Origin of the sequence: Halobiforma lacisalsi AJ5, from assembly GCF_000226975.2 — an archaeon.
Lineage (GTDB): Archaea > Halobacteriota > Halobacteria > Halobacteriales > Natrialbaceae > Natronobacterium > Natronobacterium lacisalsi.
The window spans coordinates 2,347,176-2,368,117 of sequence record NZ_CP019285.1; the positions used below are offsets into that span (position 1 = coordinate 2,347,176).

Here is a 20,942-nt window from a genome sequence, read left to right on the forward strand (position 1 = left end):
GATGGCGCTCGAGTCGCGGTATCTCGCGGTGGTTCGGACGCTCACCGAGCGGCTTCCGGAGCATCTCGAGTGGGCGCTCACCGGGAGTACCGCCTTCGCCCTCCAGGGCGTTCCGGTCGAGCCGAACGACGTCGACGTCCAGACGACCGAAGACGGCGCGTACGGGATCGCGGACCGGTTCCCGGAGTCGGTCGTCGACCCGGTCCCGTTCGAGGAGGGCGATCGGATTCGCTCCCACTTCGGCGCCCTCGAACGCCGCGGCGTCCGCGTCGAGATCATGGGCGCGGTACAGAAGCGCGACGCCGACGGAACGTGGGAACTCCCGGTCGACGTCGCCGCCCACCGAACGTTCGCCATGGCGGATGGGACGCGAGTCCCCGTGCTCTCGCTCGAGTACGAGGCGAAGGCCTACGAGCGGCTGGGGCGATCCGAGCGCGCGAAACTGCTCTGTGAGTACGCCGAGACCGACTCGGCGTAGCCGACGACCAACCCACTGCGTTTTTAACACCCGGGCGTGTAGGGATGGATACCGAAACCCGCGGGCAAGTGCGTTCGGGTTCCGCGACGGTTGTCGCGGGACGATCGCTGCGGTTCCGAACGCATAGCGGGATGGCCGACGCGCTGTAAGACGCCGGGGCCGTAATCGACAGTCCGCGGACCGTTTCGATACGCTGGAGTCGATCACGGCTTTCAGTACAACGAACCATGGAAATCGAAATCGCAACAATTGGCGGCTACGAGGAAGTCGGACGGCAGATGACTGCCGTCCGCGCCGGGAACGACGTCGTCATCTTCGACATGGGTCTGAACCTCTCGCAGGTGCTGATCCACGACAACGTCGAAACCGAGCGGATGCACAGTCTCGATCTGATCGACATGGGAGCGATCCCGGACGATCGGATCATGAGCGACTTGGAGGGCGACGTGCAGGCGATCGTCCCCACCCACGGTCACCTGGACCACATCGGAGCGATCAGCAAGCTCGCCCACCGATACGACGCGCCGGTCGTCGCGACGCCGTTCACGATCGAGCTGGTCAAACAGCAGATCGAGAGCGAACAGAAGTTCGGTGTCGAGAACGACCTCGTCAAGATGGACGCCGGCGAGACGATGACGATCGGCGACCACGGGGTCGAACTCGAGTTCGTCAACGTCACCCACTCGATCATCGACGCGATCAACCCGGTCCTTCACACGCCCGAGGGCGCCATCGTCTACGGGCTCGACAAGCGGATGGACCACACGCCGGTCATCGGCGACCCGATCGACATGGAGCGGTTCCGCGAGATCGGTCGTGAGGACGAGGGCGTCCTCTGTTACATCGAGGACTGTACGAACGCGGGGAAGAAGGGTCGGACCCCCAGTGAGAGCGTCGCCCGCGAGCACCTCCGTGACACCCTCTACAGCATGGAGGACTACGACGGCGGCATCGTCGCGACGACGTTCTCCTCCCACATCGCCCGCGTCAAATCGCTCGTCGAGTTCGCCGACGACATCGGTCGCCAGCCCGTCCTGCTCGGCCGATCGATGGAGAAGTACTCCGGCACCGCAGAGCGGCTGGACTTCGTCGACTTCCCGACCGACCTCGGGATGTTCGGCCACCGCAAGTCCGTCGACCGCACGTTCAAGCGGATCATGAACGAGGGCAAGGAGAACTTCCTGCCTATCGTCACGGGCCACCAGGGCGAGCCACGCGCGATGCTCACCCGGATGGCCCGCGGCGAGACGCCCTACGAACTCGAGGGCGGCGACAAGGTCGTCTTCTCGGCCCGCGTCATCCCGGAGCCGACCAACGAGGGCCAGCGCTACCAGGCCGAGAAGTTGCTGGGCATGCAGGGCGCTCGTATCTACGACGACATCCACGTCTCGGGGCACATGAACCAGGAGGGCCACTACGAGATGCTGGACGCTCTGCAGCCCCAGAACGTCATCCCCGCCCACCAGGACCTCGAGCACCTGGCGAAGTACATCGACCTCGCCGAGAACCAGGGCTACGCGCTCGGGCGGGACCTCCACGCGACGCGCAACGGTAACCTGATCCAGCTCGTGGACTGATACTGACATCCATCGATATGACAACCCCCGAGGCACGCGAGGAGGCGGTGCTCGAAGCGGTCCGGAAGCGTCGTCGTCGAGTCAACGAGGCGATTCCCGAGGAGTTGCCGGTCCAGAAACCCGAACGGCTCTACGAGGCGTCCCGGTATCTGCTGGATGCCGGGGGCAAGCGACTCCGGCCGACGGTCCTGTTGACGACCGCGGAGGCGCTGGCCGACGTCGAGCCGCTGTCGACCGATTACCGGGAGTTCCCGACGCTTTACGACGACGTGAATGCGGACGCGAACGCAGACGCGACCGACACCATCGACGTGATGGACGCCGCCGTCAGCGTCGAAGTCATCCAGTCGTTCACCCTGATCCACGACGACATCATGGACGACGACGACCTCCGACGGGGCGTCCCCGCCGTCCACCGCGAATACGACCTCGAGACGGCGATCCTCGCCGGCGACACGCTCTACTCGAAGGCCTTCGAGATCATGCTCGGGACCGGCGCGGAGCCGTCCCGGAGCGTCGAGGCGCTGGAGGTCCTCGCGACCACCTGCACGAAGATCTGTGAGGGCCAGTCGCTCGACGTCACCTTCGAGCAACGAACGGACGTCACCCCCGAGGAGTACCTCGAGATGGTCGAACAGAAGACCGCCGTGCTGTACGCGGCGTCTGCCTGTCTGCCGGCCATCCTGCTGGGTGCGGACGACGAGACCGTCGACGCGCTGTACGGCTACGGGCTGGACATCGGCCGGGCGTTCCAGATCCAGGACGACGTGCTCGACCTGACGGTCCCGAGCGATCAGCTCGGCAAACAGCGGGGCAGCGACCTCGTCGAGAACAAGCAGACGCTGATCACCGTCCACGCCCGGGATCAGGGCGTCGACGTCGACTCGCTCGTCGACACCGACGACGTCGACTCCGTCACCGAGGCCGAGATCGACGACGCGGTCGCCGAACTCGAGGCGGCGGGCTCGATCTCCTACGCCAACGAGAAGGCACGTGACCTGGTCGACCAGGGCAAGCGGCGACTCGAGGTCCTGCCGGACAACGAGGCGCGACACCTGCTCGAGGAGCTTGCGGATTACCTGATCGAGCGCGGTTACTGACGCCGACGCCGACGCCGCGCCGGTCGTTCTTTTCGGACACAGCGACAGCGAGTCCCGGAGTCTCGAGCGGCTGCTCCAGCTGACTCCCTTTTAAATTCAGACCACCAGCGAGACCGCCAGCCCGATCAGCACGACCCCGAGCGCGAGCTTCAGCCGATCCGCGGTGATCCGGTGGGCGAGCCACCAGCCGAGGCCGACGCCCCCGAGGTAGGCGGCCGTGATCGGCACGAACAGCGACGCGACGACCGCGTCCCGGAGCAGGTAGTTGACCGAGGTAAACAGCGCGGTGAAGACGACGACGATCTGCGTGACGGCGATGGTCACGAGCATCGGCACGCCGACCAGGACGAGCGCGGGGGCCGACAGCGCGGCCCCACCGATCCCCAGGAGGCCGCCGAAGACGCCGATCACGAGCCCGATCCCGGCGAACGCGGCGAGACCGCGTCCGTCCCGGCCGAGTTCGAGGCGGGGCTCGAGGTCGCGGTGTTCCCGGTAGACGATGTTTGCACCGACGACTGCGAGCAGCGCGGCGAGCACGAACCCGTAGGCGCGCCGCGAGAGGTAGGCGTTTGCCCGGACGCCGAGCCACGTGCCGACGGCGGCGGCCGCGCTGACCGCGCCCGCGATCGGCCAGTCGATCTCGCCCGACCGCGCGTAGACGACGCTGCCGAACACCGCGCCGACGGTGAAGATCGCACTGGACGTGCCCGCGACCTCGTCGCTCGAGAGCGACGTCAGGAGGTAGAGTCCAGTGACGATGAGGATCCCGCCGGGGCCGATCGTGGCGACGATCACGCCGCCGAGAAAGGCAAGCGCGAGCAGGGCGACCAGCACCTCGAGGGTGACGACCACGGTCTCGACGCCCGATAGCCGACTCGGTCGGTTAACGGCTTTCCTTGCTGGTGTGGGCGGGTCTTCCGGTCCTCCCGTGCGGTTTCGCGGCCGGTTCCGTACTCCCGAACGGCGAGGGCTGGACCCGATCGACCATGGATCGATGGGGCGATCCGACCGGCTTCCGGACCCCGCCGCAGTACGGCGTTTCGAAAGGTGCCGGTTGAATATTCCGGGCGTGGACACTCATCTCCCCGACCGTTGGCTGTAGGTGGACTACACTCAGTGACGCCCGCACTCGTCCGATTTTCGGGATCGGGCATACGACCCTCCATGACACGAATACACCCACACTCCGACGAGGCACAGCGTATCGAATCCCCACGGAAATCGTTCGTCAGCGTCCGACACCTGCGACGAATCGACCGCCGAACGGCGAGGGCCGACGGATGAGTATCCGCAATATCTCTTCGGTCGACTACGTCGCCGGACAGGTTCAGCAGTACGGACTGGCGTTCGTGATGGTCGCCAGCTACTTCGGCTCCGGATCGGTGTTCATCGCGAGCCAGGCGGGCGTGATGCACGGCTACACGCTGTTGTGGGCCGTCGTCGGCGCCGCGCTGCTCGGCTTCATGGCCCAGGACATGAGCGCCCGACTGGGGATCCACGGCGAGCCCCTGATGATATTCGTCCGGGAGAAACTCGGCCGGCCAGGGGCCACGGCGATCGCGGTATTCCTCTCGATCGGCTGTATCGCGTGGACCCTCGGTCTCGTCGCCGCTGTCGGCGCGGGCGTCTCGTTCCTGCTCGGCGGCGCGATCGGCTGGCAACCGATCGCCGTCGTGACGACGTTCGCGGCGATCGGCGTCGGCCTGCTGAACTACGACACCGTCGAGAACGTGATGATCGGGATGATGCTGTCGCTGATGGTCATCTACGTGATCGTCGCGCTTCCGAGCGGCGCGAATCCCGGCGACATCGCCGTCGGGTTCGTCCCGACGATGGACACGTTCGGCGCGCTTGCGATGGCCGCCGGTCTGCTCGGGACGACCGCCCTGTGGCCCAACTTCTTCCTCGAGTCGATCCTCGTCCACCAGAAGGGGTGGACGGAACAGAGCGATCTGCCCGACGCGCGGGAGGACCTGGCGATCGGCTACGCCGTCGGCGGCGTAACGACGATCGCGATCCTGATCGCCGCCGCGGCGCTCCTGCGCCCGATGGGCTTTACGCAACTCGAGACGTTCATCACGCCCGGCGAGGCGCTGGTCGAGGTGCTGGGCGTGTGGGCCATGGTGCTGTTCGTCGGCGGCGTCATCGCGGCCGCGTTCAACAGCATTATCCCGATCATGTGGGCACCCGCGTACATGGTCCCGCAGGCGGCCGGAGTGGACGTCCAGAAGGGCGACCGGCTGTTCAAAATCGTCTTCGCGAGCCTGACCGGCGTGGGCGTACTCTCGCCCATGATCAGCCGGATCCTGGACCTCTCGGTCGTCGACATGGTGATCCTGTTCCCGATGTACAACGGGATCTTCGGGTTGCCGGTCGCTGCCGTTCTGCTGTTCTGGGCGGTCAACGACCGCGAGACGATGGGCGAGTACCGCAACTCGTTGAAGCTGAACGTCGTCAACGCGTCGCTTGTGTTGTTGGCCATCGTGCTCGCCGCCCTGTCGATGCAGGACTTCCTGGACCTGATCACCGGCGGCGGGTTCTGAGCCGCTCCTGATCCCGTTCCCGAGGGTTCGTGGCTCGGCGCGCGACCGGAATCGGCGAGCCGACACCGCGGGGGTTTTGGTCCGGGCACGAATACCGCTCGATAATGAACGACGATTTGCGCGAGCGCGTCGAGCGCGAGGCCGAGAAACACGCGCTGTTGAACGCAGTCAAACACGAGAGCGACGCCGACGTCGGCGCGATCATGGGGCCGCTGATGGGCGACAACCCCGAGTTCCGCGAGCACGGCGACGAGATTCCGGGCGTCATCGGCGGCGTCGTCGGCCGGGTCAACGACCTCCCCTACGAGGAGAAACGGGAGCGACTCGAGGAACTCGCCCCCGACGAACTCGAGGAGATCGAGGCCGAAGAGGAAGACGAACACGACCTCCCGGACCTCCCGAACGCCGCGGAGCCGAGCTCCGCGAGCCCTGACTCGCAAACTCATCAGGACGCCGAGGAGTACGACGAGGTCCGGATGCGCTGTGCGCCGAACCCGAACGGCCCCTGGCACGTCGGCCACGCCCGGATGCCCGCCGTCATCGGTACCTACCGCGAGCGCTACGACGGCTGGTTCTGCGTTCGGTTCGACGACACCGACCCCGAGACCAAGCGGCCCGACCTCGAGGCCTACGACGCCATCCTCGAGGACCTCGAGTATCTCGGGTTCGAACCCGACGCGGTCTATCGGGCGAGCGACCGCCTCGAGATCTACTACGACCACGCCCGCGAACTGATCGAGCTCGGCGGCGCCTACACCTGCTCCTGTTCGGGCGAGGAGTTCTCGGACCTGAAGAACGCGGGCGAGCCCTGTCCGCACCGCGACAAGGACGAGGAGACCGTCCGCGAGGAGTTCGAGGCGATGGTCGACGGCGAGTACGAGAGCGGCGAGATGGTCCTGCGGGTCAAGACCGACATCGAGCACAAGAACCCCGCACTCCGGGATTGGGTCGCGTTCCGGATGATCGATACGCCACACCCACGGGAGGAGGCAAGCGAGTACCGCTGCTGGCCGATGCTCGACTTCCAGTCGGGAATCGACGACCAGCTGACCGGCGTCACCCACATCATTCGCGGCATCGACCTGCAGGACTCCGCCAAGCGCCAGCAGTTCGTCTACGACTACTTCGGCTGGGAGTACCCCGAGGTCGTCCACTGGGGCCACGTCCAACTGGACGCCTACGACGTGAAGATGAGCACCTCCACCATCTCGGAACTGATCGAGGAGGGCGAACTCGACGGCTGGGACGACCCGCGCGCGCCGACGCTCAAGAGCCTCCGCCGACGCGGGATCCGCGGCGAGGCCATCGTCGACGCCATGGTCGAACTCGGCACCTCGACCAGCGACGTCGACCTCGCGATGAGTTCGATCTACGCCAACAACCGCGAACTGATCGACGACGAGACCGACCGCCGGTTCCTCGTCCGCGACGGGACCGAGCTCCCGCTTGGCGGCAGCCCCCCCGAGGAGGCGAACCCGCCGCTGCACCCCGATCACGAGGACCGCGGCGTCCGGGAGATCCCCGTCGGCGACGCCGTCCTGCTCGAGCCCGAGGACGTCCCGGACCGCGAGGGCCGCGTCTGGCTGAAGGGGCTGGGCTGTTTCCAGTACACCCGGGATAGGCTCCAGTACACCGGCGAGGACATCGAGGTCGTCCGCGAGGGCGACGTCGACGTCGTTCACTGGGCCCCCGCCGAGGAGAGCGTTCCCGTCCGAATGCGGACGATGACCGGCGACGTGTCGGGTCGGGCCGAACCCGGAGTCGCCGACCTCGAGAGCGACGAGATGGTTCAGTTCGAGCGAGTCGGTTTCGCCCGGATCGATCGGCACGAGGACGACGAGACGGTCGCCTACTACACGCATCCCTGATCGCGGCCACGGATCGCCTCGAGTCGTCGGAGGGGCGTCGGAGGGGACCGACCGCTATTCCGCTCCGTCACCGACGTCGGCGTCGACGTCAGCCACCATCGTCCGCCGAACGGTCTCGAACCCCAGTTTTTCGTAGAACGCGAGCGCCCGTTCGTTTTCGACGTCGACCTCGAGCGCGAACTCGGAACAGCCCCGTTCGCGCGCTCGAGTCCTGGCTCGATCGATCAACTCGCGAGCCAGCCCCGTCCCGCGGTACGGCTCTCCGACGTAGATGTCACGGATGACGAGCCGATCCGGACGGTCGAACGTCGACGGGGGCTCGTCGACCTCGGTCGCGACGAACCCGGCGAACTCGCCGTCTACCTCCGCGAGGGGCTCCTGCTCGCGACCACGACCGCGAGCGCGACTGTGACCGGAGTCAGCGTCGACGGCGACCCACGCCCGGTAACTGTCCTCCTCGAGACGGTCCAGCCGGTACTCGAGTTCCGACTCCACGGGATCGACGTCGTCGGCCAGCGCGAACCCCTCGGCTATTCCCTCGAGTTCGCGGTTGAAGGGCACCCAGAGCCTCTCGAGATAGCGACGGACGGCGGCTTCGTCTGCGGGGAGTCGACGGATCTCCATGTCTGTACTCGACGTTCGGCGGAGGCCGGCTTACCCTTGTCCTTCCGACTCGAGGAGGTCGTCGGCCCGCTCCGGGAGCGGATCGGCGACCACGCCGTCCTGCCGACCGAGGACCCGTGCGTGAGCGGCACAGACGTACCGGTTCTCGGCCCACGGGATGTGTAACTCGACGGCGGCGGGCCGCTGGCACTCCGCTTCGGAACACTCCATAGTCGTGTGAACGGGAGCCACGAGTTGAGCCTTTCCCCGGTTCCGTCCCCGCCCACGCTCACAGCAGGAACACGGCGATCAGGAAGCCGAACAGGACCGTCGCCGTCAGCAGCGCCTGGGCGGCCGTCGAGGCGAGCATGCCCCCGGTCGCGTACAGCGCCGACTGCGCGCTCTCGTCGACGTTGCCGTCGCGGACGAACTCGAGGGCGAAGACCGTCCCGAACAGCCCTACGAGCAGCCCGATCGGGCCGGTGACGACCATGAGGACGATCCCGACGGCGGCCGCGGCGGCGGTCGTTCCCCACGACGCGCCGCCGGCCTTCGCCGCGATCGAGCCGCCGAAGAACTCGACGAGCAGCGTCAAGACGCCGAGCAACGTCAGGACGGCGAGCGTGAGAGCGCCGGGCTCTGTGAAGCCGGAGTGCCACCAGTAGAGGTAGACGCCGGCCAGGGAGAGCAGACCCCCGGGGACCAGCGGCACGACGGTGCCGGCGACGGCGGCGACGAGCAAGGCGACCGCGAGGACCGTGATCGCGTCGACCATACCCCGACGAACGTGGGCCGACGCCAAAGTCGTGCTGTCGGCACCTTGAGGGGGAAGGCTGAGCCCCGAGCCCGAACCCCGCTACCTCGAGGACGGATACGGCTCACACCTCTCTACCCCTCCGCAGAGCGGACCGTCTCTCGAGTCGATACGATTACCTTCCGTCGGCTGAACGTCCACCCATGGCAGACGGCGCGATCATCGTCGGCGGTTCGTCCGGCATCGGCGAAGCGCTGGCTCGCGAACTCGCCGACGACGGCTACGTGGTCGGGCTGGCGGCCCGACGGACGGAACGGATGCGACGGATCGGTTCGGAACTGGCGACCAAGTCCTACGTCGCGACGATGGACGTCACCGACCCCGAGGACGCCCGCGAGGGCTTTTTCCAGCTCGCGGAGGCGATGCCGTCGGTCGACCTCGTGGTCGTCAGCGCCGGCGTCGCCGACGTCAACTACGACCTCGAGTGGGCGTCCGAACGGCGCACGATCGACGTCAACGTCCGCGGGTTCGCGGCGATCGCGACGGCGGCGATCTCGTACTTCGAGGAACGCTCCGGCCGTGCCGGCGAGACGGGCGGGCACCTCGTCGGCATCTCCTCGGTCGCGAGTCGGTTCGGCAACGGCGGCACGCAGGCGTACAACGCCTCGAAGGCGTTCGTCTCGCGCTACCTCGAGGGACTGCGAACCCGACAGGCCGGCTCCGGCGGGGACGTGACGATCACGACGATCGAACCAGGCTTCGTCGACACCGAGATGTCCTACGGCTCGTTCTGGCAGTGTTCCCCGGAGACGGCAGCAAAGCAGATCGTCCGCGCGATACGGAAGGAGAAGACCCACGCGTACGTCACGCGGCGGTGGCGGCTCGTGGCGTGGACGCTGTCGCTGGTGCCGAACGCAATTCTTCGGCGGGCGCTGTCCTGAACGCGCTATTCCCCGAACCGTTCCCGGACCTCGAGGGCCGCATCGACTCCGCGTTCGACCCCGTATCGGTCGACCAGCGGCCGGACCGCATCGCCGAGCGCGCGCATACACTGCCCCGCGGAGGGGTACTCGAGCCGGTCCGCGACGGCGGGCCACTCCCGCCCCTGGAGCCCGCGGAGGACCAGCAGCCGCTCCTCCCGCGGCGTGAGGTCGACGTCGGCCGGGTCCTCGACGAAGTACCGGACGATCAGCCGGCGGAACGGGCCGGGGTCGACGTCGAACAGCCCCGGGCCGTAGGCTGCGCCCCCGACCACGCGCCACTCGTGGTCGCTCACCTCGAGCGGCGGCGCGGCGTCGGCGTCGACGCTCCGGAGGACCGCGCGGGCCACGTCGGGATCGAGGTCGGCGAGCGAGTCGGTACATAGCGCGGAGAACCGCCGGGCGAACCACGCGGCGTGGCGGTCGCGGAGCCGCTGCCCGGCCCCGGAGACCGGCGCGAGCATGAGCGCCGAGTACTCCCCGCTGGCGTCGTTGCGGGTGGTCGAGACGTGAACGGTCCGGTAGCCGTTTTCGCGCCAAAACTCGAGCAAGCCGGGCGTCGCGCCGAAGCCGGTGCCGAGCCAGTCGATGTTCGAGTCGTCGTCGCTCGCGAACTCGTCGCGAACGTGCTCGAGCAGCGCCGAGCCGAGCCCGCGCGAGCGCGCCGCGTGGTGGGTCGCGATGCGGACGACCCGCAGTCCGGCGGGGGCGCCCGCTTCCTCGTCCCGGAGCTGGCTGGTCAACACGTCCGGGAGCATGTTCCCGCGCACGCGGCCGCCCTCGTACATCTCGGCGCGGGTCTCCGCCGAGAGGTTCCCCTCGCGAGCCAGGAGGGCGACGCTGACGACGTGGCCGTCGTGGACGAGGGCGCGAGCCTCGAGGTTCGGCGCGTCGAGCAGGCGCGCGAGGTCGTTGGGCTCGGTCCGGTAGTGGGCGAGCACCAGCAGCCCGAACGCCTCCCGCAGGAGGCGGTCGTCCGCGAGCAGGTCCACGGGCTCGAGTCGCCGGTACTCGACGCTGTCGGGGGCGGCGTCCTCGACCAGCGGCTCGACCGGCGGCCGGGCGTCGAGCAACAGCGCCCGGAAGGCCCATACCTCGACGGGGTCGCCCGCGGCGTAGCGGATCGGCTCCACGAGGGTCCGTTCGGTCACCTCGTGATCGCTTCCAGCCAGTCGGTCCCGGAACCGAACGGAGAACCCGCGGCCGGCACCCTCGTAGCCGTGGATCGTCGTCGCGAACGCGACGGCGTCGGCCGCGAGGAACGCCTCGAGCCGCGAGACGGGCAGCGCGGCGGCTTCGTCGACGATCACGACGTCCGCCTCCCCGACCGCGTCGACGGCCGCGGCGGGTTCGAGGAACCGGACCCGGCCGCCCGCCGTCGTCTCGACGTGGCGGCCGTCGACGCTCGAGGCGACCCCCAGCGTCTCGCAGAGTTCGCCGGCCCGGTCGAACGCCTCGCGGGCGTTGCGCGCGTCGGGGGCCGTGACGAGCACGTCCGCGCCGTCGGCGGCGAACGCGCCGGCCGCGAGCCCCGCGGCGCTGGATTTCCCGCGCCCGCGGTCGGCCTCGAGCACGACGGCGCGGCGTGATTCCTCCTCGCCCGCGCGAAGCGATTCGAAGGCCTCGACCGCTTCGGCCTGGTCGCTCGTGAGACAGGCCTCGTAGGCTGCGGCCGGGAACCGACGGTCGGACGACGGGTCGGACCGCGGGTCGACGGCATCGGCGTCGACTTCGGGAAGGCGCGGCGCGGGATCCGTCAGCCCGTCGTCCGCGATCCGGCCGGCCTCGAGGTCGACGATCGCGACGCCCCGATGGTCCCGAAGGGTATCGACGAGCCGCCGGCGAAACCGGCCCGAAACGTCCGCGAGCGCGAACGGCGGGACCGCGAGCGACTCGTCGAACGACCCGCGACGGTCCGGCCACTCCTCGAGCGGCGGGGTCAGGAGCACGAGCAGGCCGCCGCCGTCGACGGCGCCGACGACCTTCCCGAGGGCGTTCGGGCGGAGTCCGTCGTGGGCGTCGATGGCGACGATATCGCGAGTCGTTCCGAGCAGTTCGCTCGCGTGAACGCCTTCGATCTGCTCGCAGCGCAGTCGGTCCTCGGGGCCGACGAGCGTGGTGCTCGTGATCGGCACCGGGAGCGAATCGAGGACCGCCTCGAGCGCCTCGTACCCGCGTTCGCGATCACCGGCGAGGACCAGGGCCCGGCGCTCGTTCGCATCTCGTGCCTCCGCGGCGAGCGCCGCCGCGAGGTCCGCGACGTCGTCCATACGTTCGCCTTCGCGCCTCGAGAGTAATAGGCACCGGAACCGCGAGGGGCGAGAAGCGGGGGCCGCTACGAGTCGGTCCGACCGGGAGCGTTCGGCCAGCCCATCGGCGTGCCGTCCGGCTGTCGGACCCACCAGCCCGCGAGGACGGCGTAGCCAGCCGCGACTGCGATCACCATCGGCAGCCCGCCGATGGGGTGCCACAGGCCGGGGCCGGTGACGGCGGTCCGGACGATCGTCGGCGTCGCCGGCTGTCCCGGTACGGGTGCGGCGAGGATGTTGTTCGCCGCGAAGTTGATCGCGAAGTGAACGCCGATCGGGGCCGCGAGTCGACCGGTGAGGACGTACGTGACCGCGAGCAGTCCGCCCATGAGCGTCCAGACGACGAGCATCCCGGCGAGCGAGGCGTTCCCGGGAACTGCCGACGCTGGCGCGTGGAGGGACCCGAAGACGACCGAGGAGACGACGACGGCACCGACGGTGGCCGCACACGGGGACAGCGATCGGGAGGCCAATCCCTCGGTCGCGTTCGTGACGAACAGCCCTCGGAAGACGACCTCCTCCCAGAAGCCGACGCAGAGCCAGACGACGGCGAACGCGGCGATACCGAGCGGAAGCGAGCCGACGGATCCGGGGGAGAGGACCCCTTCGATCCTGACGCTGCCGACCGCGTAGCCGATCCCGTACGCGAACCCGAGCACCGCACCCCCGAAGAGGACGCCGATCCCGAACTGCTGTCCCCACTCCCGGGACGCGTCGAACCCATACTCGGCGATCGGTCGCCGATCCAGCGCCCGCGCCGAACCGACGAGAACCAGGGCCGCGACGGCGGCGGCCGACCCGTTCGAGAGGAGACCGGCCCACGGCGGTGCCGGCTCGAGGCCGAACGCGGCCGACAGGACGCCGGGGACGACGCCGGCCCCGATCACCAGGACCGTCAAGAGCGGAACCGCGATCCGCCAGATAGCCCGTGGGCGGGGGTCGTCCCGGCCACGGACGATCCTCGAGACGAGACGGCGCAGGCGGCTCGGTTCGGTCATCGGTCTACCACCGGCGAAAGGGCCGAGGGCGGGACGGAGTCGGCTGATCGCCGTCCGGCCGGTCGGTCGGTCAGGGGAACGATCCGGTAGCGGATGGACGGTCGCATCTGATCTCGAATGCGGACGCTCGGCCCGTATAACTGAGCCGTAGCGTATTATTGTTCTCGAGATTAGATGTCCAGGGGATGGCCGACGATCGAACGCGGTGGACCGACCGCACGGGGGTCTTCGATCTGCTCACCAACGAGACGCGGGTGGGGATCGTCGCCGAACTCGCGGCTCGACTGGGGGACGACCGCGACGGTCGTGACCTGTCCTTCTCGGAACTCAGGCGGCGCGTCGAGGGCCGGGAAACGGGGAACTTCTCCTACCACCTCGAGCCGCTCGAGGGGACGCTCGTCGAGCGGACCGAACGGGGAACCTACCGGCTGACGGAACGCGGCGCGTACCTCGCGAGCGTGCTCGCGGCGGGGTTCTACGAGGAACACGAACTGCGGACCGTCGCGAAGGAAGTCGGGCCCTGTCCGGAGTGCGACGAACCCCTCGAGTGTCGCCACGAGAACGGCCTGTTGCGCATCGCGTGTGCGAACGACCACGCTGCGGCCCAGATTCTGATGCCCCGCAGCCAACTCGAGCGCCGTTCGGCCGACGAACTGGTGACCGCGGCGACGGCAGTCGCCCACTACCACACGTCGCTCGTCCGACGGGGAGTGTGTCCGCTGTGTCACGGCACGACGGAGGGCACGCTCGAGGAGGGGCCGGCCGAGCGCCCCCATGTGACGTATCGCTGTCGCCACTGCGGAGTCGCCGGGTTCGGCGCACCGGGCGTCTTCCTCCTCGATCATCCGGCCGTCGTCGCCTTTCTCCACGAGCACGGGATCGACGCCCGGGAGATACCACCCTGGAGCCCGCTGCTCGCTGACGGGGGTTCCGTCGACTCGACGGTGGTGAGCCGCGATCCGCCGCGGCTCCGCTGTAGGGTTCGGCTCGAGGGTGACGAACTCCAGTTGGGTTTCGACGTCGCCGCGGGCCGAACCCGGCTCGAGGGACCGGCCGGGGAGAGCGCTGGCGACGACGGTGGTGGGAACGGAGGGTAACCGATTACCGGACCACCGGACCGGATCGTCATCACGGGAGCGTGCCGGAACCGTGCGGACGGCTCTCACCCCCTCGCGCGTTTGAACACGCTTTTAAGGGGGGCAACGCTACTCCGTAGTACACCCTACGCGGGGTTGATGATGCTCCTAGCCACACAGGACTTCCGCCGAACTCAGTTCGGCCAGGGGTGACCAGCGCCCCGGACGGCAGGGGAGCGCGAGCCCACGCGTAGGAGAGGTGAACAACCAATGTCAGTCTACGTCACAACCGACATCCCAGCCGACCTCGCCGACGACGCCCTCGAGGCGCTCGAGGTCGCACGAGACACCGGACGAGTAAAGAAAGGAACCAACGAAACGACGAAGGCGATCGAGCGCGGCAACGCCGAGCTCGTCTACGTCGCCGAAGACGTCTCGCCCGAAGAGATCGTCATGCACATCCCCGACCTCGCCGACGAGAAGGGCATCCCCGTCGTCTTCATCGAGACCCAGGACGACGTCGGCCACGCTGCCGGTCTCGAAGTCGGCTCGGCCGCCGCGGCGATCGTCGACGCCGGAGAGGCCTCCGGCGACGTCGAAGACATCGCCGACAAGGTCGAGGACCTCGACTGAGGTGATCAGAGATGAGTGCTGAAGAGGAAGAAACCGGATCCACGCCCGCCGAGGTCATCGAGATCGTCGGCAAGACCGGCATGCACGGCGAGGCCATGCAGGTCAAGTGCCGGATCAAGGAGGGCGAGAATCAGGGACGCATCATCACCCGGAACTGCCTCGGGCCGGTCCGCGAAGGGGACGTCCTCCAACTTCGCGAGACCGCCCGCGAGGCGGACGCCATCGGAGGTCAGTAACCAATGGTCGAGAAACGCACCTGCGACTACACGGGCGAAGAGATCGAGCCCGGCACGGGCATCATGTACGTCAAAAACGACGGCACCGTGCTCCACTTCGTCGACTCCAAGGCCGAGAAGAACTACAAGCTCGGCCGCGAGCCCCGCGACCTCGAGTGGACCGCGGAAGGTCGCGCCGGCAAGGGTCCTGCGGGGCCCGACCAGGAGGAGGCCGCCGAATCCGAGGACCTCGAGGAAGAGACAGAGGTCGTCGAGGACGAGGACGAAGGCGAGGAAGACGAAGAAGAAGACGTGCCCGCCGGGGACGAGACGGTCGACGAGACCGAAGACGCCGAAGCCGAGGGTGAGGCCTGATGGGCGAGCACGAACGCACCTTCGTGATGGTCAAGCCCGACGCGTTCGCGCGCGGCCTGGTCGGCGAGGTCATCTCCCGACTCGAGGACCGCGGGCTGAAGCTCGTCGGTATCAAGGTCATCAACATGCCCCGCGAACGGGCGGAAGAGCACTACGCCGAACACGAGGACAAGCCGTTCTACGACGACCTCGTCGACTTCATCACTTCGGGCCCGGTCGTCCCGATGGTCTGGGAGGGCCAGGACGCGACCCGTCAGGTCCGCCAGATGATCGGCGCGACCGACCCGCTCGAGGCCGAGCCCGGCACCATCCGTGGCGACTACGCGCTCGACCTCGGTCGGAACGTCGTTCACGCGGCCGACCACGAGGACGAGGGCGCCAACGAACGTGAGATCGCGATCCACTTCGACGAGGACGAACTGATCGATTACGAGCAACACGACGCAGAGTGGCTCTACGAGTAAGCTAGTCGTACTCGTACTTACAGTCACACTCGAACTCGAACTCGCCTTCTCACACTCGACGGATACTCTTCCGTCGATCCATCTCACGTTCTTCCCCGAAGAGTGCCTGCTGGCGGTTACAGAATCCGTATCACGCCGGAAGCGGCCGGTTGATCGACAGTCGATCGTCGATTTACCGGGTTATAATTCCGGCCGATAGTAGATCATTTAATACAGATCGAGATTTCGGTAGACGTAACATCTAATGTGTCGGCTGCAGTAGAGGCTGCTGGTGGTTTCGAATGGTAACTCACGGTAGGTGGTTTGGGGATGCGTGAAACCGAACGAGCGTCGGCTGTTCGCACGGCCGACGTGACGCCGTCGCTCGACCGGGTTTTCGACCTGTTGTCCGATCGTCGTCGCCGATACGCGCTGTACTATCTCAACGACCGGGGCGACGGGGTGGCGACCGTCGGCGAACTCACGGATCACATCGCGGCCCTCGAGAGCCGAGAGGACTCGACCGGCGGCGAGAGCGCGAGCACAGGCGGGCCGGAAACCGAGTCGGAACGCAAAGAGGGGATCCGAACGGAACTCCGACACGTCCACCTGCCGAAACTCGCTGAGATCGGTGTCGTCGAACACGATCAGCGAAGCGACACGGTCCGCTACTGGAGCCAGCCGTCGCTCGAGGAGTGGCTCGAGCACGCCGAACACAAGGAATTGTAGCCTGAGCAGCGACACCGAGCGACGGCGCTCGAAGCCCGGTTGCCCGGATGCTCGAGCGCGCTGAAAGGTTTAAGACCGAGTTCGTGGTGGATCGCGATGGAGTTCGGACCACTCGAACACCGATCTCGTGAGACATGATACCGTTTCACTCCTCAACGTTTAACAGGAGTGATACCGTTAGAAACGTCACAGGTGTGTACTTATGACTGACCACGAACTACCACCGCTCCCATACGATTACGACGCACTCGAACCGGCGATCTCCGAACAGGTCGTCACCTGGCATCACGACACCCACCACCAGGGGTACGTAAACGGCCTCAACTCCGCCGAGGAGACCCTCGCGGAGAACCGCGAGTCGGGCGACTTCGACTCGACGCCCGGCGCGCTCTCGAACGTTACCCACAACGGCTGTGGACACTACCTCCACACGCTGTTCTGGGAGAACATGTCCCCCGATGGCGGCGGCGAACCCGAGGGCGACCTCGCCGACCGCATCGAGGAGGACTTCGGCTCCTACGAGGGCTGGAAGGGCGAGTTCGAGGCCGCAGCCGGTGCCGCCGGTGGCTGGGCACTGCTGGTGTACGATCCGGTCGCGAAGCAACTGCGCAACGTCGCGGTCGACAAACACGACCAGGGTGCGCTCTGGGGCTCCCATCCGATCCTCGCGCTGGACGTCTGGGAGCACTCCTACTACTACGACTACGGTCCGGACCGCGGCAGCTTCATCGACGCCTTCTTCGACGTCGTCGACTGGGACAAGGCCGCAGAGGAGTACCAGAAGTGCCTCGACCACTTCGAGTAAGCGACAAGTAAGTCAACCCCGATTTTCTTTCGAGCGGTCGACGGGAGCGATGTGTCTCGCGTTTCCCACACAGTGTTTCGAGTGCTGGTCCCTCTCGATACGGTTCTATCGCCTCGCCGCGTGTGCTGCCTTCGTCCACTGTGATTGACTACCATGGTTTATGTCAACGGCTGTTGAGGGGCCGGTATGGCCGTCGAGAACACCGACGCCGTCGGCGATCCCGAACAGCGAACGGGTTCGAATCGACACGTGGAGACGGGCTCGAGGTCCGACCAGGGGGAGCCACGAGGGGGAGCGAGCGGGCAAGCGCAAGCGGAGTTAGCCGCCGACCTCCGGGACGCCTGCCGCGGGGACGTCCGCTTCGACGAGTATACGCGAGTGCTGTACGCGACCGACGGGAGCATATATGGAGCACAGCCCGCCGGCGTCGTCCTGCCGCGGGACGTCGACGACGTCCGGGCGGCGGTCCAGGTCGCGAGCGACCACGGCGTGCCGATCCTCCCGCGGGGTGCGGGCTCTTCGCTGGCCGGCCAGACCGTCGGTCCCGGCTGCGTCGTACTCGATCTCTCGCGACACATGGACGTGATCCTCGAGATCGATCCCGACGAGCGTCGGGCGGTCGTCCAGCCCGGGGTCGTCCAGGACGACCTGGACGACGCGCTCGAGCCCCACGGGCTGAAGTTCGCTCCGGACCCGGCGTCGTCGAACCGGGCGACGATCGGCGGCGGGATCGGGAACAACTCGACGGGAGCACACTCGGTCCGGTACGGGATCACAGACGCCTACGTCGAGGAGTGTACGGCGGTCCTCGCGGACGGCTCGATCATCGAGGCTCGCGACGTCGTCCTCGACAGCGAGGAATGGGACCGGATCGTCTCGAAGGACGACCGCGAAGCGGAGATCTACCGGACGGTCAGGGCCGTCGTCGAGGACAACGCGGCGGAGATCGAGGAGCGGTACCCGGACCTGAAACGCTGTGTCAGCGGCTACAACCTCCAGAAGGTGATCCGTGAACCCGGAGAGAACGAGGGGGCTACCGCTTCGGAAGCCCGAGCGGGCGAAGCCCGCGAGGACGGCGAGCGGATCATCAACCTCTCGAAACTGCTGGTCGGGGCCGAGGGGACCCTCGGCGTCGTCGTCGAGGCGACGCTGTCGCTCGTTACCCGCCCCGAGGAGACCGCGTTGCTGGTCGCCTGCTACGACGACCTGCTCGAGGCGCTGTCGGCCGTTCCCGCGGCCCTCGAACTAGAGGCCAGCGCGGTCGAGTTGATGGACGACGAGGTGTTCCGGCTGGCCGCCGATTCGACGGAGTACGCCGAGTACGCCGCGCCGATCCCCGACGATACCGCCGCGGCGCTGATGCTCGAGTTCGACTCGGAACTGTTCGACGACCTCCCGGCCGCGGTCGACGACGCGCGGGACCGCCTCGTCGCGAACGGGGCGGCCGTCGAGTCTCTCGAGGCCCTCGATCCCGCCGACCAGAAGCGGCTCTGGAAGCTCCGGAAGGCGGCGATTCCGCTGTTGATGAGCATGGAGGGCGATCCGAAACCGTACCCGTTCGTCGAGGACGCCTCGGTCCCGCCGGACGAACTCGCGGAGTACGTTACGCGGTTCGAGGACGTCCTCCAGGACCACGATACGACCGCAGCATACTTCGCCCACGCCGGCGCCGGGACGCTGCACATCCGGCCCGTGCTGAACCTCAAGACCGAGGACGGCGTCGAGACGATGCGTTCGATCGCCGCGGACGTCACGGACCTGGCCCTCGAGCACGGCGGGGCCTTCTCGGGCGAACACGGGGACGGACTGGCTCGCACGGAGTTCAACCCGAAGCTGTACGGTCCGGAGCTGTGGGCGGCGTTCAAGGAGGTGAAATCGGCGTTCGACCCCGACTGGCGCATGAACCCGGGCAAGGTCGTCTACCGCGAGGACGTCTCCGCGAGCGACGCGACCGACCCGAGCGAAGGCTCGTCACGGGATCCCCGTGACGGTGACCCCACTGACAGCCGCAAGCACCTCCGGTACGGCCCCGACTACGCATCGCTCGAGCCCCGGACGGAACTCGACTTCGACGAGGAGGGCGGCTTCTCGCACCTCGTCGAACTCTGTAACGGCTGTGGTACCTGCCGCCAGACGGGCAGCGACGTCATGTGTCCGACCTACCGGGCCACCGGAGAAGAGATCGCGACGACCCGCGGCCGGGCGAACCTGCTCCGGGCGGCGATCAGCGGCGAGATCGACCCCGAGGAGCTGTACGACGAGCGGTTCCAGTCGGAGGTGCTCGACCTCTGTATCGGCTGCAAGGGCTGTCAGAGCGACTGCCCGACCGGCGTCGACCTCGCGAAGCTCAAGGCAGAGGTGAAAGGCCAGTACCGCAAGCGAGAGGGGGCGACGCTTCGCAACCGGCTGTTCGCGAATATCGACCGGCTCGCCGCGGTCGGGAGCCGGCTCGCGCCGGTCGCCAACCGGGCGACGGCCCTCCCCGGCGCGCGGCGGCTCCTCGAGCGGACGGTCGGGATCGCCGCCGACCGGTCGCTGCCGACGTTCCGACGGGAGACGCTGGTCGACTGGTTCGCCGCGCGCGGTCCCCGGGTCGATCCCGACCGGGCCGTCGACGGGGTCGTGCTCTTCCCGGACACCTACACGAATCACTCGAGCCCCGAGGTCGGGAAGGCGGCGGTCGAGGTGCTCGAGGCTGCGGACGTCCGCGTCGCGATCCCCGACCTCGGGTCGACGGGACGGGCGGCCTACTCCCAGGGGTTGCTCGAGGAGGCCAGGGAGCGCGGCCGGGAACTGCTCGCGGATCTCGAGCCGTACCTCGACCGGGGGTGGTCGGTCGTCTTCCTCGAGCCGTCGGACGCGTCCATGGTCGTCGACGAGTACCGGTCGCTGCTCGCCGACTCCGGCACGGCCGCCGACGGCGGCGAGCGGGGGTGGGGCGACGCGGTCGACGACACCCGGAGTCGGGTCGATCGGCTCGCGGACAACAGCTACGGCGTCTTCGAGTACCTCGATCGGCGGGGACTCGACGACGATCTGGCCTTCGACCCGGATCGCCGGGAACGACTGACCTACCACGGACACTGCCACCAGAAGGCCCGCGGCGCGGACCACCACGCGGTCGGGGTCCTCCGGAGAGCCGGCTATCGCGTCGAACCCGTCGACTCGACCTGTTGTGGCATGGCCGGCTCGTTCGGCTACGAGGCGGAACACTACGACCTCTCCCGGTCGATCGGTGACCTCCTCCGGAGGAAACTCGAGGCGAGCGACGGTGCCGATGTCGTCGCACCCGGCGTCTCCTGTCGAACGCAGATCGGCGACTTCGAGGGGCGGTCGCGGCCGGAGCATCCAGTCGAGGCGCTCGCCCGCGCGCTCGATGCGGCGTGACTCGCGGAGCCGATAACGGCGGGGCAGTTCCCATTGATCGCCGGAGCTCGTTGCGTATCGGTGCGGTCT

The 20,942-nt window shown here is 67.8% G+C and carries 20 protein-coding genes; 14 read left to right on the forward strand and 6 right to left on the reverse strand.

Annotated features, from left to right (window positions below; genetic code table 11):
- Position 1: 1 nt before the first annotated feature.
- The 3 genes from CHINAEXTREME_RS11300 (at position 2) to idsA3 (ending at position 3,155) form a co-directional block, all read left to right on the forward strand.
- A complete protein-coding gene (locus CHINAEXTREME_RS11300) occupies positions 2–478 on the forward strand; it encodes a nucleotidyltransferase domain-containing protein (protein WP_007143656.1) in 477 nt (158 codons plus the stop codon).
- Positions 479–705: 227 nt separating this feature from the next.
- The gene (locus CHINAEXTREME_RS11305; RefSeq protein ID WP_007143657.1) at positions 706–2,055 is read left to right on the forward strand and encodes a ribonuclease J; all 1,350 of its coding nucleotides are present in this window, start codon (positions 706–708) and stop codon (positions 2,053–2,055) included.
- 17 nt (positions 2,056–2,072) lie between these two features.
- Positions 2,073–3,155, forward strand: coding sequence for a geranylfarnesyl diphosphate synthase (idsA3, locus tag CHINAEXTREME_RS11310; protein WP_007143658.1), 1,083 nt, complete (start codon positions 2,073–2,075; stop codon positions 3,153–3,155).
- A 96-nt stretch (positions 3,156–3,251) separates the two neighbouring features.
- Here the strand turns inward: idsA3 and CHINAEXTREME_RS11315 are convergent, their stop codons facing one another.
- Positions 3,252–4,007, reverse strand: coding sequence for a sulfite exporter TauE/SafE family protein (locus CHINAEXTREME_RS11315; RefSeq protein ID WP_007143659.1), 756 nt, complete (start codon positions 4,005–4,007; stop codon positions 3,252–3,254).
- A gap of 428 nt (positions 4,008–4,435) precedes the next feature.
- Between CHINAEXTREME_RS11315 and CHINAEXTREME_RS11320 the strand changes: the two genes are divergently transcribed.
- On the forward strand, positions 4,436–5,698 hold the full coding sequence (locus CHINAEXTREME_RS11320; protein WP_007143660.1) for an NRAMP family divalent metal transporter: 1,263 nt from the start codon (positions 4,436–4,438) through the stop codon (positions 5,696–5,698).
- A gap of 104 nt (positions 5,699–5,802) precedes the next feature.
- On the forward strand, positions 5,803–7,566 hold the full coding sequence (locus CHINAEXTREME_RS11325) for a glutamate--tRNA ligase (RefSeq protein WP_007143661.1): 1,764 nt from the start codon (positions 5,803–5,805) through the stop codon (positions 7,564–7,566).
- 54 nt (positions 7,567–7,620) lie between these two features.
- On the opposite strand, the gene CHINAEXTREME_RS11330 is transcribed toward CHINAEXTREME_RS11325, so the two are convergent.
- The 3 genes from CHINAEXTREME_RS11330 to CHINAEXTREME_RS11340 are packed head-to-tail and all read right to left on the reverse strand — an operon-like array spanning position 7,621 to position 8,944.
- The gene (locus CHINAEXTREME_RS11330) at positions 7,621–8,190 is read right to left on the reverse strand and encodes a GNAT family N-acetyltransferase (RefSeq protein ID WP_007143662.1); all 570 of its coding nucleotides are present in this window, start codon (positions 8,188–8,190) and stop codon (positions 7,621–7,623) included.
- A 30-nt stretch (positions 8,191–8,220) separates the two neighbouring features.
- Positions 8,221–8,400 (reverse strand): hypothetical protein, encoded by a 180-nt coding sequence (locus tag CHINAEXTREME_RS11335; protein ID WP_007143663.1) that lies wholly within the window; start codon positions 8,398–8,400, stop codon positions 8,221–8,223.
- Positions 8,401–8,458: 58 nt separating this feature from the next.
- Complete coding sequence (locus CHINAEXTREME_RS11340) at positions 8,459–8,944, reverse strand: DUF456 domain-containing protein (protein WP_007143664.1); 486 nt, start codon at positions 8,942–8,944, stop codon at positions 8,459–8,461.
- A gap of 182 nt (positions 8,945–9,126) precedes the next feature.
- Between CHINAEXTREME_RS11340 and CHINAEXTREME_RS11345 the strand changes: the two genes are divergently transcribed.
- Entirely contained in the window at positions 9,127–9,864 is a 738-nt protein-coding gene (locus tag CHINAEXTREME_RS11345) for an SDR family NAD(P)-dependent oxidoreductase (RefSeq protein ID WP_007143665.1), read from the forward strand.
- A 5-nt stretch (positions 9,865–9,869) separates the two neighbouring features.
- On the opposite strand, the gene tmcA is transcribed toward CHINAEXTREME_RS11345, so the two are convergent.
- Both tmcA and CHINAEXTREME_RS11355 read right to left on the reverse strand, forming a co-directional pair.
- Complete coding sequence (gene tmcA, locus CHINAEXTREME_RS11350; protein ID WP_007143666.1) at positions 9,870–12,173, reverse strand: tRNA(Met) cytidine acetyltransferase TmcA; 2,304 nt, start codon at positions 12,171–12,173, stop codon at positions 9,870–9,872.
- Between the two features lie 65 nt (positions 12,174–12,238).
- On the reverse strand, positions 12,239–13,210 hold the full coding sequence (locus CHINAEXTREME_RS11355) for a CPBP family intramembrane glutamic endopeptidase (RefSeq protein WP_007143667.1): 972 nt from the start codon (positions 13,208–13,210) through the stop codon (positions 12,239–12,241).
- A gap of 185 nt (positions 13,211–13,395) precedes the next feature.
- On the opposite strand from CHINAEXTREME_RS11355, the gene CHINAEXTREME_RS11360 reads away from it, so the two are divergent.
- The 8 genes from CHINAEXTREME_RS11360 to CHINAEXTREME_RS11400 all read left to right on the forward strand — a co-directional run bounded on the left by CHINAEXTREME_RS11360 (position 13,396) and on the right by CHINAEXTREME_RS11400 (position 20,873).
- Positions 13,396–14,307: a DUF7351 domain-containing protein gene (locus tag CHINAEXTREME_RS11360; RefSeq protein ID WP_007143668.1), complete on the forward strand. Its 912-nt coding sequence runs from the start codon at positions 13,396–13,398 to the stop codon at positions 14,305–14,307.
- A 249-nt stretch (positions 14,308–14,556) separates the two neighbouring features.
- A complete protein-coding gene (gene rpl7ae, locus CHINAEXTREME_RS11370; RefSeq protein WP_007143669.1) occupies positions 14,557–14,919 on the forward strand; it encodes a 50S ribosomal protein L7Ae in 363 nt (120 codons plus the stop codon).
- 11 nt (positions 14,920–14,930) lie between these two features.
- Positions 14,931–15,155 (forward strand): 30S ribosomal protein S28e, encoded by a 225-nt coding sequence (locus CHINAEXTREME_RS11375; protein ID WP_007143670.1) that lies wholly within the window; start codon positions 14,931–14,933, stop codon positions 15,153–15,155.
- Between the two features lie 3 nt (positions 15,156–15,158).
- On the forward strand, positions 15,159–15,509 hold the full coding sequence (locus CHINAEXTREME_RS11380; RefSeq protein WP_007143671.1) for a 50S ribosomal protein L24e: 351 nt from the start codon (positions 15,159–15,161) through the stop codon (positions 15,507–15,509).
- A complete protein-coding gene (ndk, locus tag CHINAEXTREME_RS11385; protein ID WP_007143672.1) occupies positions 15,509–15,973 on the forward strand; it encodes a nucleoside-diphosphate kinase in 465 nt (154 codons plus the stop codon). Before CHINAEXTREME_RS11380 ends, ndk begins: the two co-directional genes overlap by 1 nt.
- A 309-nt stretch (positions 15,974–16,282) precedes the next feature.
- Positions 16,283–16,681 carry a DUF7344 domain-containing protein gene (locus CHINAEXTREME_RS11390; RefSeq protein WP_007143673.1) on the forward strand — a complete coding sequence of 133 codons (399 nt, stop codon included), beginning with the start codon at positions 16,283–16,285 and terminating at the stop codon, positions 16,679–16,681.
- Positions 16,682–16,883: 202 nt separating this feature from the next.
- On the forward strand, positions 16,884–17,486 hold the full coding sequence (gene sod / locus CHINAEXTREME_RS11395; protein WP_007143674.1) for a superoxide dismutase: 603 nt from the start codon (positions 16,884–16,886) through the stop codon (positions 17,484–17,486).
- Between the two features lie 186 nt (positions 17,487–17,672).
- Positions 17,673–20,873: an FAD-binding and (Fe-S)-binding domain-containing protein gene (locus CHINAEXTREME_RS11400; protein WP_007143675.1), complete on the forward strand. Its 3,201-nt coding sequence runs from the start codon at positions 17,673–17,675 to the stop codon at positions 20,871–20,873.
- The last annotated feature ends 69 nt before the right edge of the window (positions 20,874–20,942 follow it).

Excerpts from the sequence above, each read along its gene's own strand:
- CHINAEXTREME_RS11300 (WP_007143656.1), top strand. The coding sequence starts at position 2 with ATGGCGCTCGAGTCGCGGTATCTCGCGGTGGTTCGGACGCTCACCGAG.
- CHINAEXTREME_RS11305 (WP_007143657.1), top strand. The coding sequence starts at position 706 with ATGGAAATCGAAATCGCAACAATTGGCGGCTACGAGGAAGTCGGACGG.
- idsA3 (WP_007143658.1), top strand. The coding sequence starts at position 2,073 with ATGACAACCCCCGAGGCACGCGAGGAGGCGGTGCTCGAAGCGGTCCGG.
- CHINAEXTREME_RS11320 (WP_007143660.1), top strand. The coding sequence starts at position 4,436 with ATGAGTATCCGCAATATCTCTTCGGTCGACTACGTCGCCGGACAGGTT.
- CHINAEXTREME_RS11325 (WP_007143661.1), top strand. The coding sequence starts at position 5,803 with ATGAACGACGATTTGCGCGAGCGCGTCGAGCGCGAGGCCGAGAAACAC.
- CHINAEXTREME_RS11330 (WP_007143662.1), bottom strand. The coding sequence starts at position 8,190 with ATGGAGATCCGTCGACTCCCCGCAGACGAAGCCGCCGTCCGTCGCTAT.
- CHINAEXTREME_RS11335 (WP_007143663.1), bottom strand. The coding sequence starts at position 8,400 with ATGGAGTGTTCCGAAGCGGAGTGCCAGCGGCCCGCCGCCGTCGAGTTA.
- CHINAEXTREME_RS11340 (WP_007143664.1), bottom strand. The coding sequence starts at position 8,944 with ATGGTCGACGCGATCACGGTCCTCGCGGTCGCCTTGCTCGTCGCCGCC.
- CHINAEXTREME_RS11345 (WP_007143665.1), top strand. The coding sequence starts at position 9,127 with ATGGCAGACGGCGCGATCATCGTCGGCGGTTCGTCCGGCATCGGCGAA.
- tmcA (WP_007143666.1), bottom strand. The coding sequence starts at position 12,173 with ATGGACGACGTCGCGGACCTCGCGGCGGCGCTCGCCGCGGAGGCACGA.
- CHINAEXTREME_RS11355 (WP_007143667.1), bottom strand. The coding sequence starts at position 13,210 with ATGACCGAACCGAGCCGCCTGCGCCGTCTCGTCTCGAGGATCGTCCGT.
- CHINAEXTREME_RS11360 (WP_007143668.1), top strand. The coding sequence starts at position 13,396 with ATGGCCGACGATCGAACGCGGTGGACCGACCGCACGGGGGTCTTCGAT.
- rpl7ae (WP_007143669.1), top strand. The coding sequence starts at position 14,557 with ATGTCAGTCTACGTCACAACCGACATCCCAGCCGACCTCGCCGACGAC.
- CHINAEXTREME_RS11375 (WP_007143670.1), top strand. The coding sequence starts at position 14,931 with ATGAGTGCTGAAGAGGAAGAAACCGGATCCACGCCCGCCGAGGTCATC.
- CHINAEXTREME_RS11380 (WP_007143671.1), top strand. The coding sequence starts at position 15,159 with ATGGTCGAGAAACGCACCTGCGACTACACGGGCGAAGAGATCGAGCCC.
- ndk (WP_007143672.1), top strand. The coding sequence starts at position 15,509 with ATGGGCGAGCACGAACGCACCTTCGTGATGGTCAAGCCCGACGCGTTC.
- CHINAEXTREME_RS11390 (WP_007143673.1), top strand. The coding sequence starts at position 16,283 with ATGCGTGAAACCGAACGAGCGTCGGCTGTTCGCACGGCCGACGTGACG.
- sod (WP_007143674.1), top strand. The coding sequence starts at position 16,884 with ATGACTGACCACGAACTACCACCGCTCCCATACGATTACGACGCACTC.
- CHINAEXTREME_RS11400 (WP_007143675.1), top strand. The coding sequence starts at position 17,673 with ATGGCCGTCGAGAACACCGACGCCGTCGGCGATCCCGAACAGCGAACG.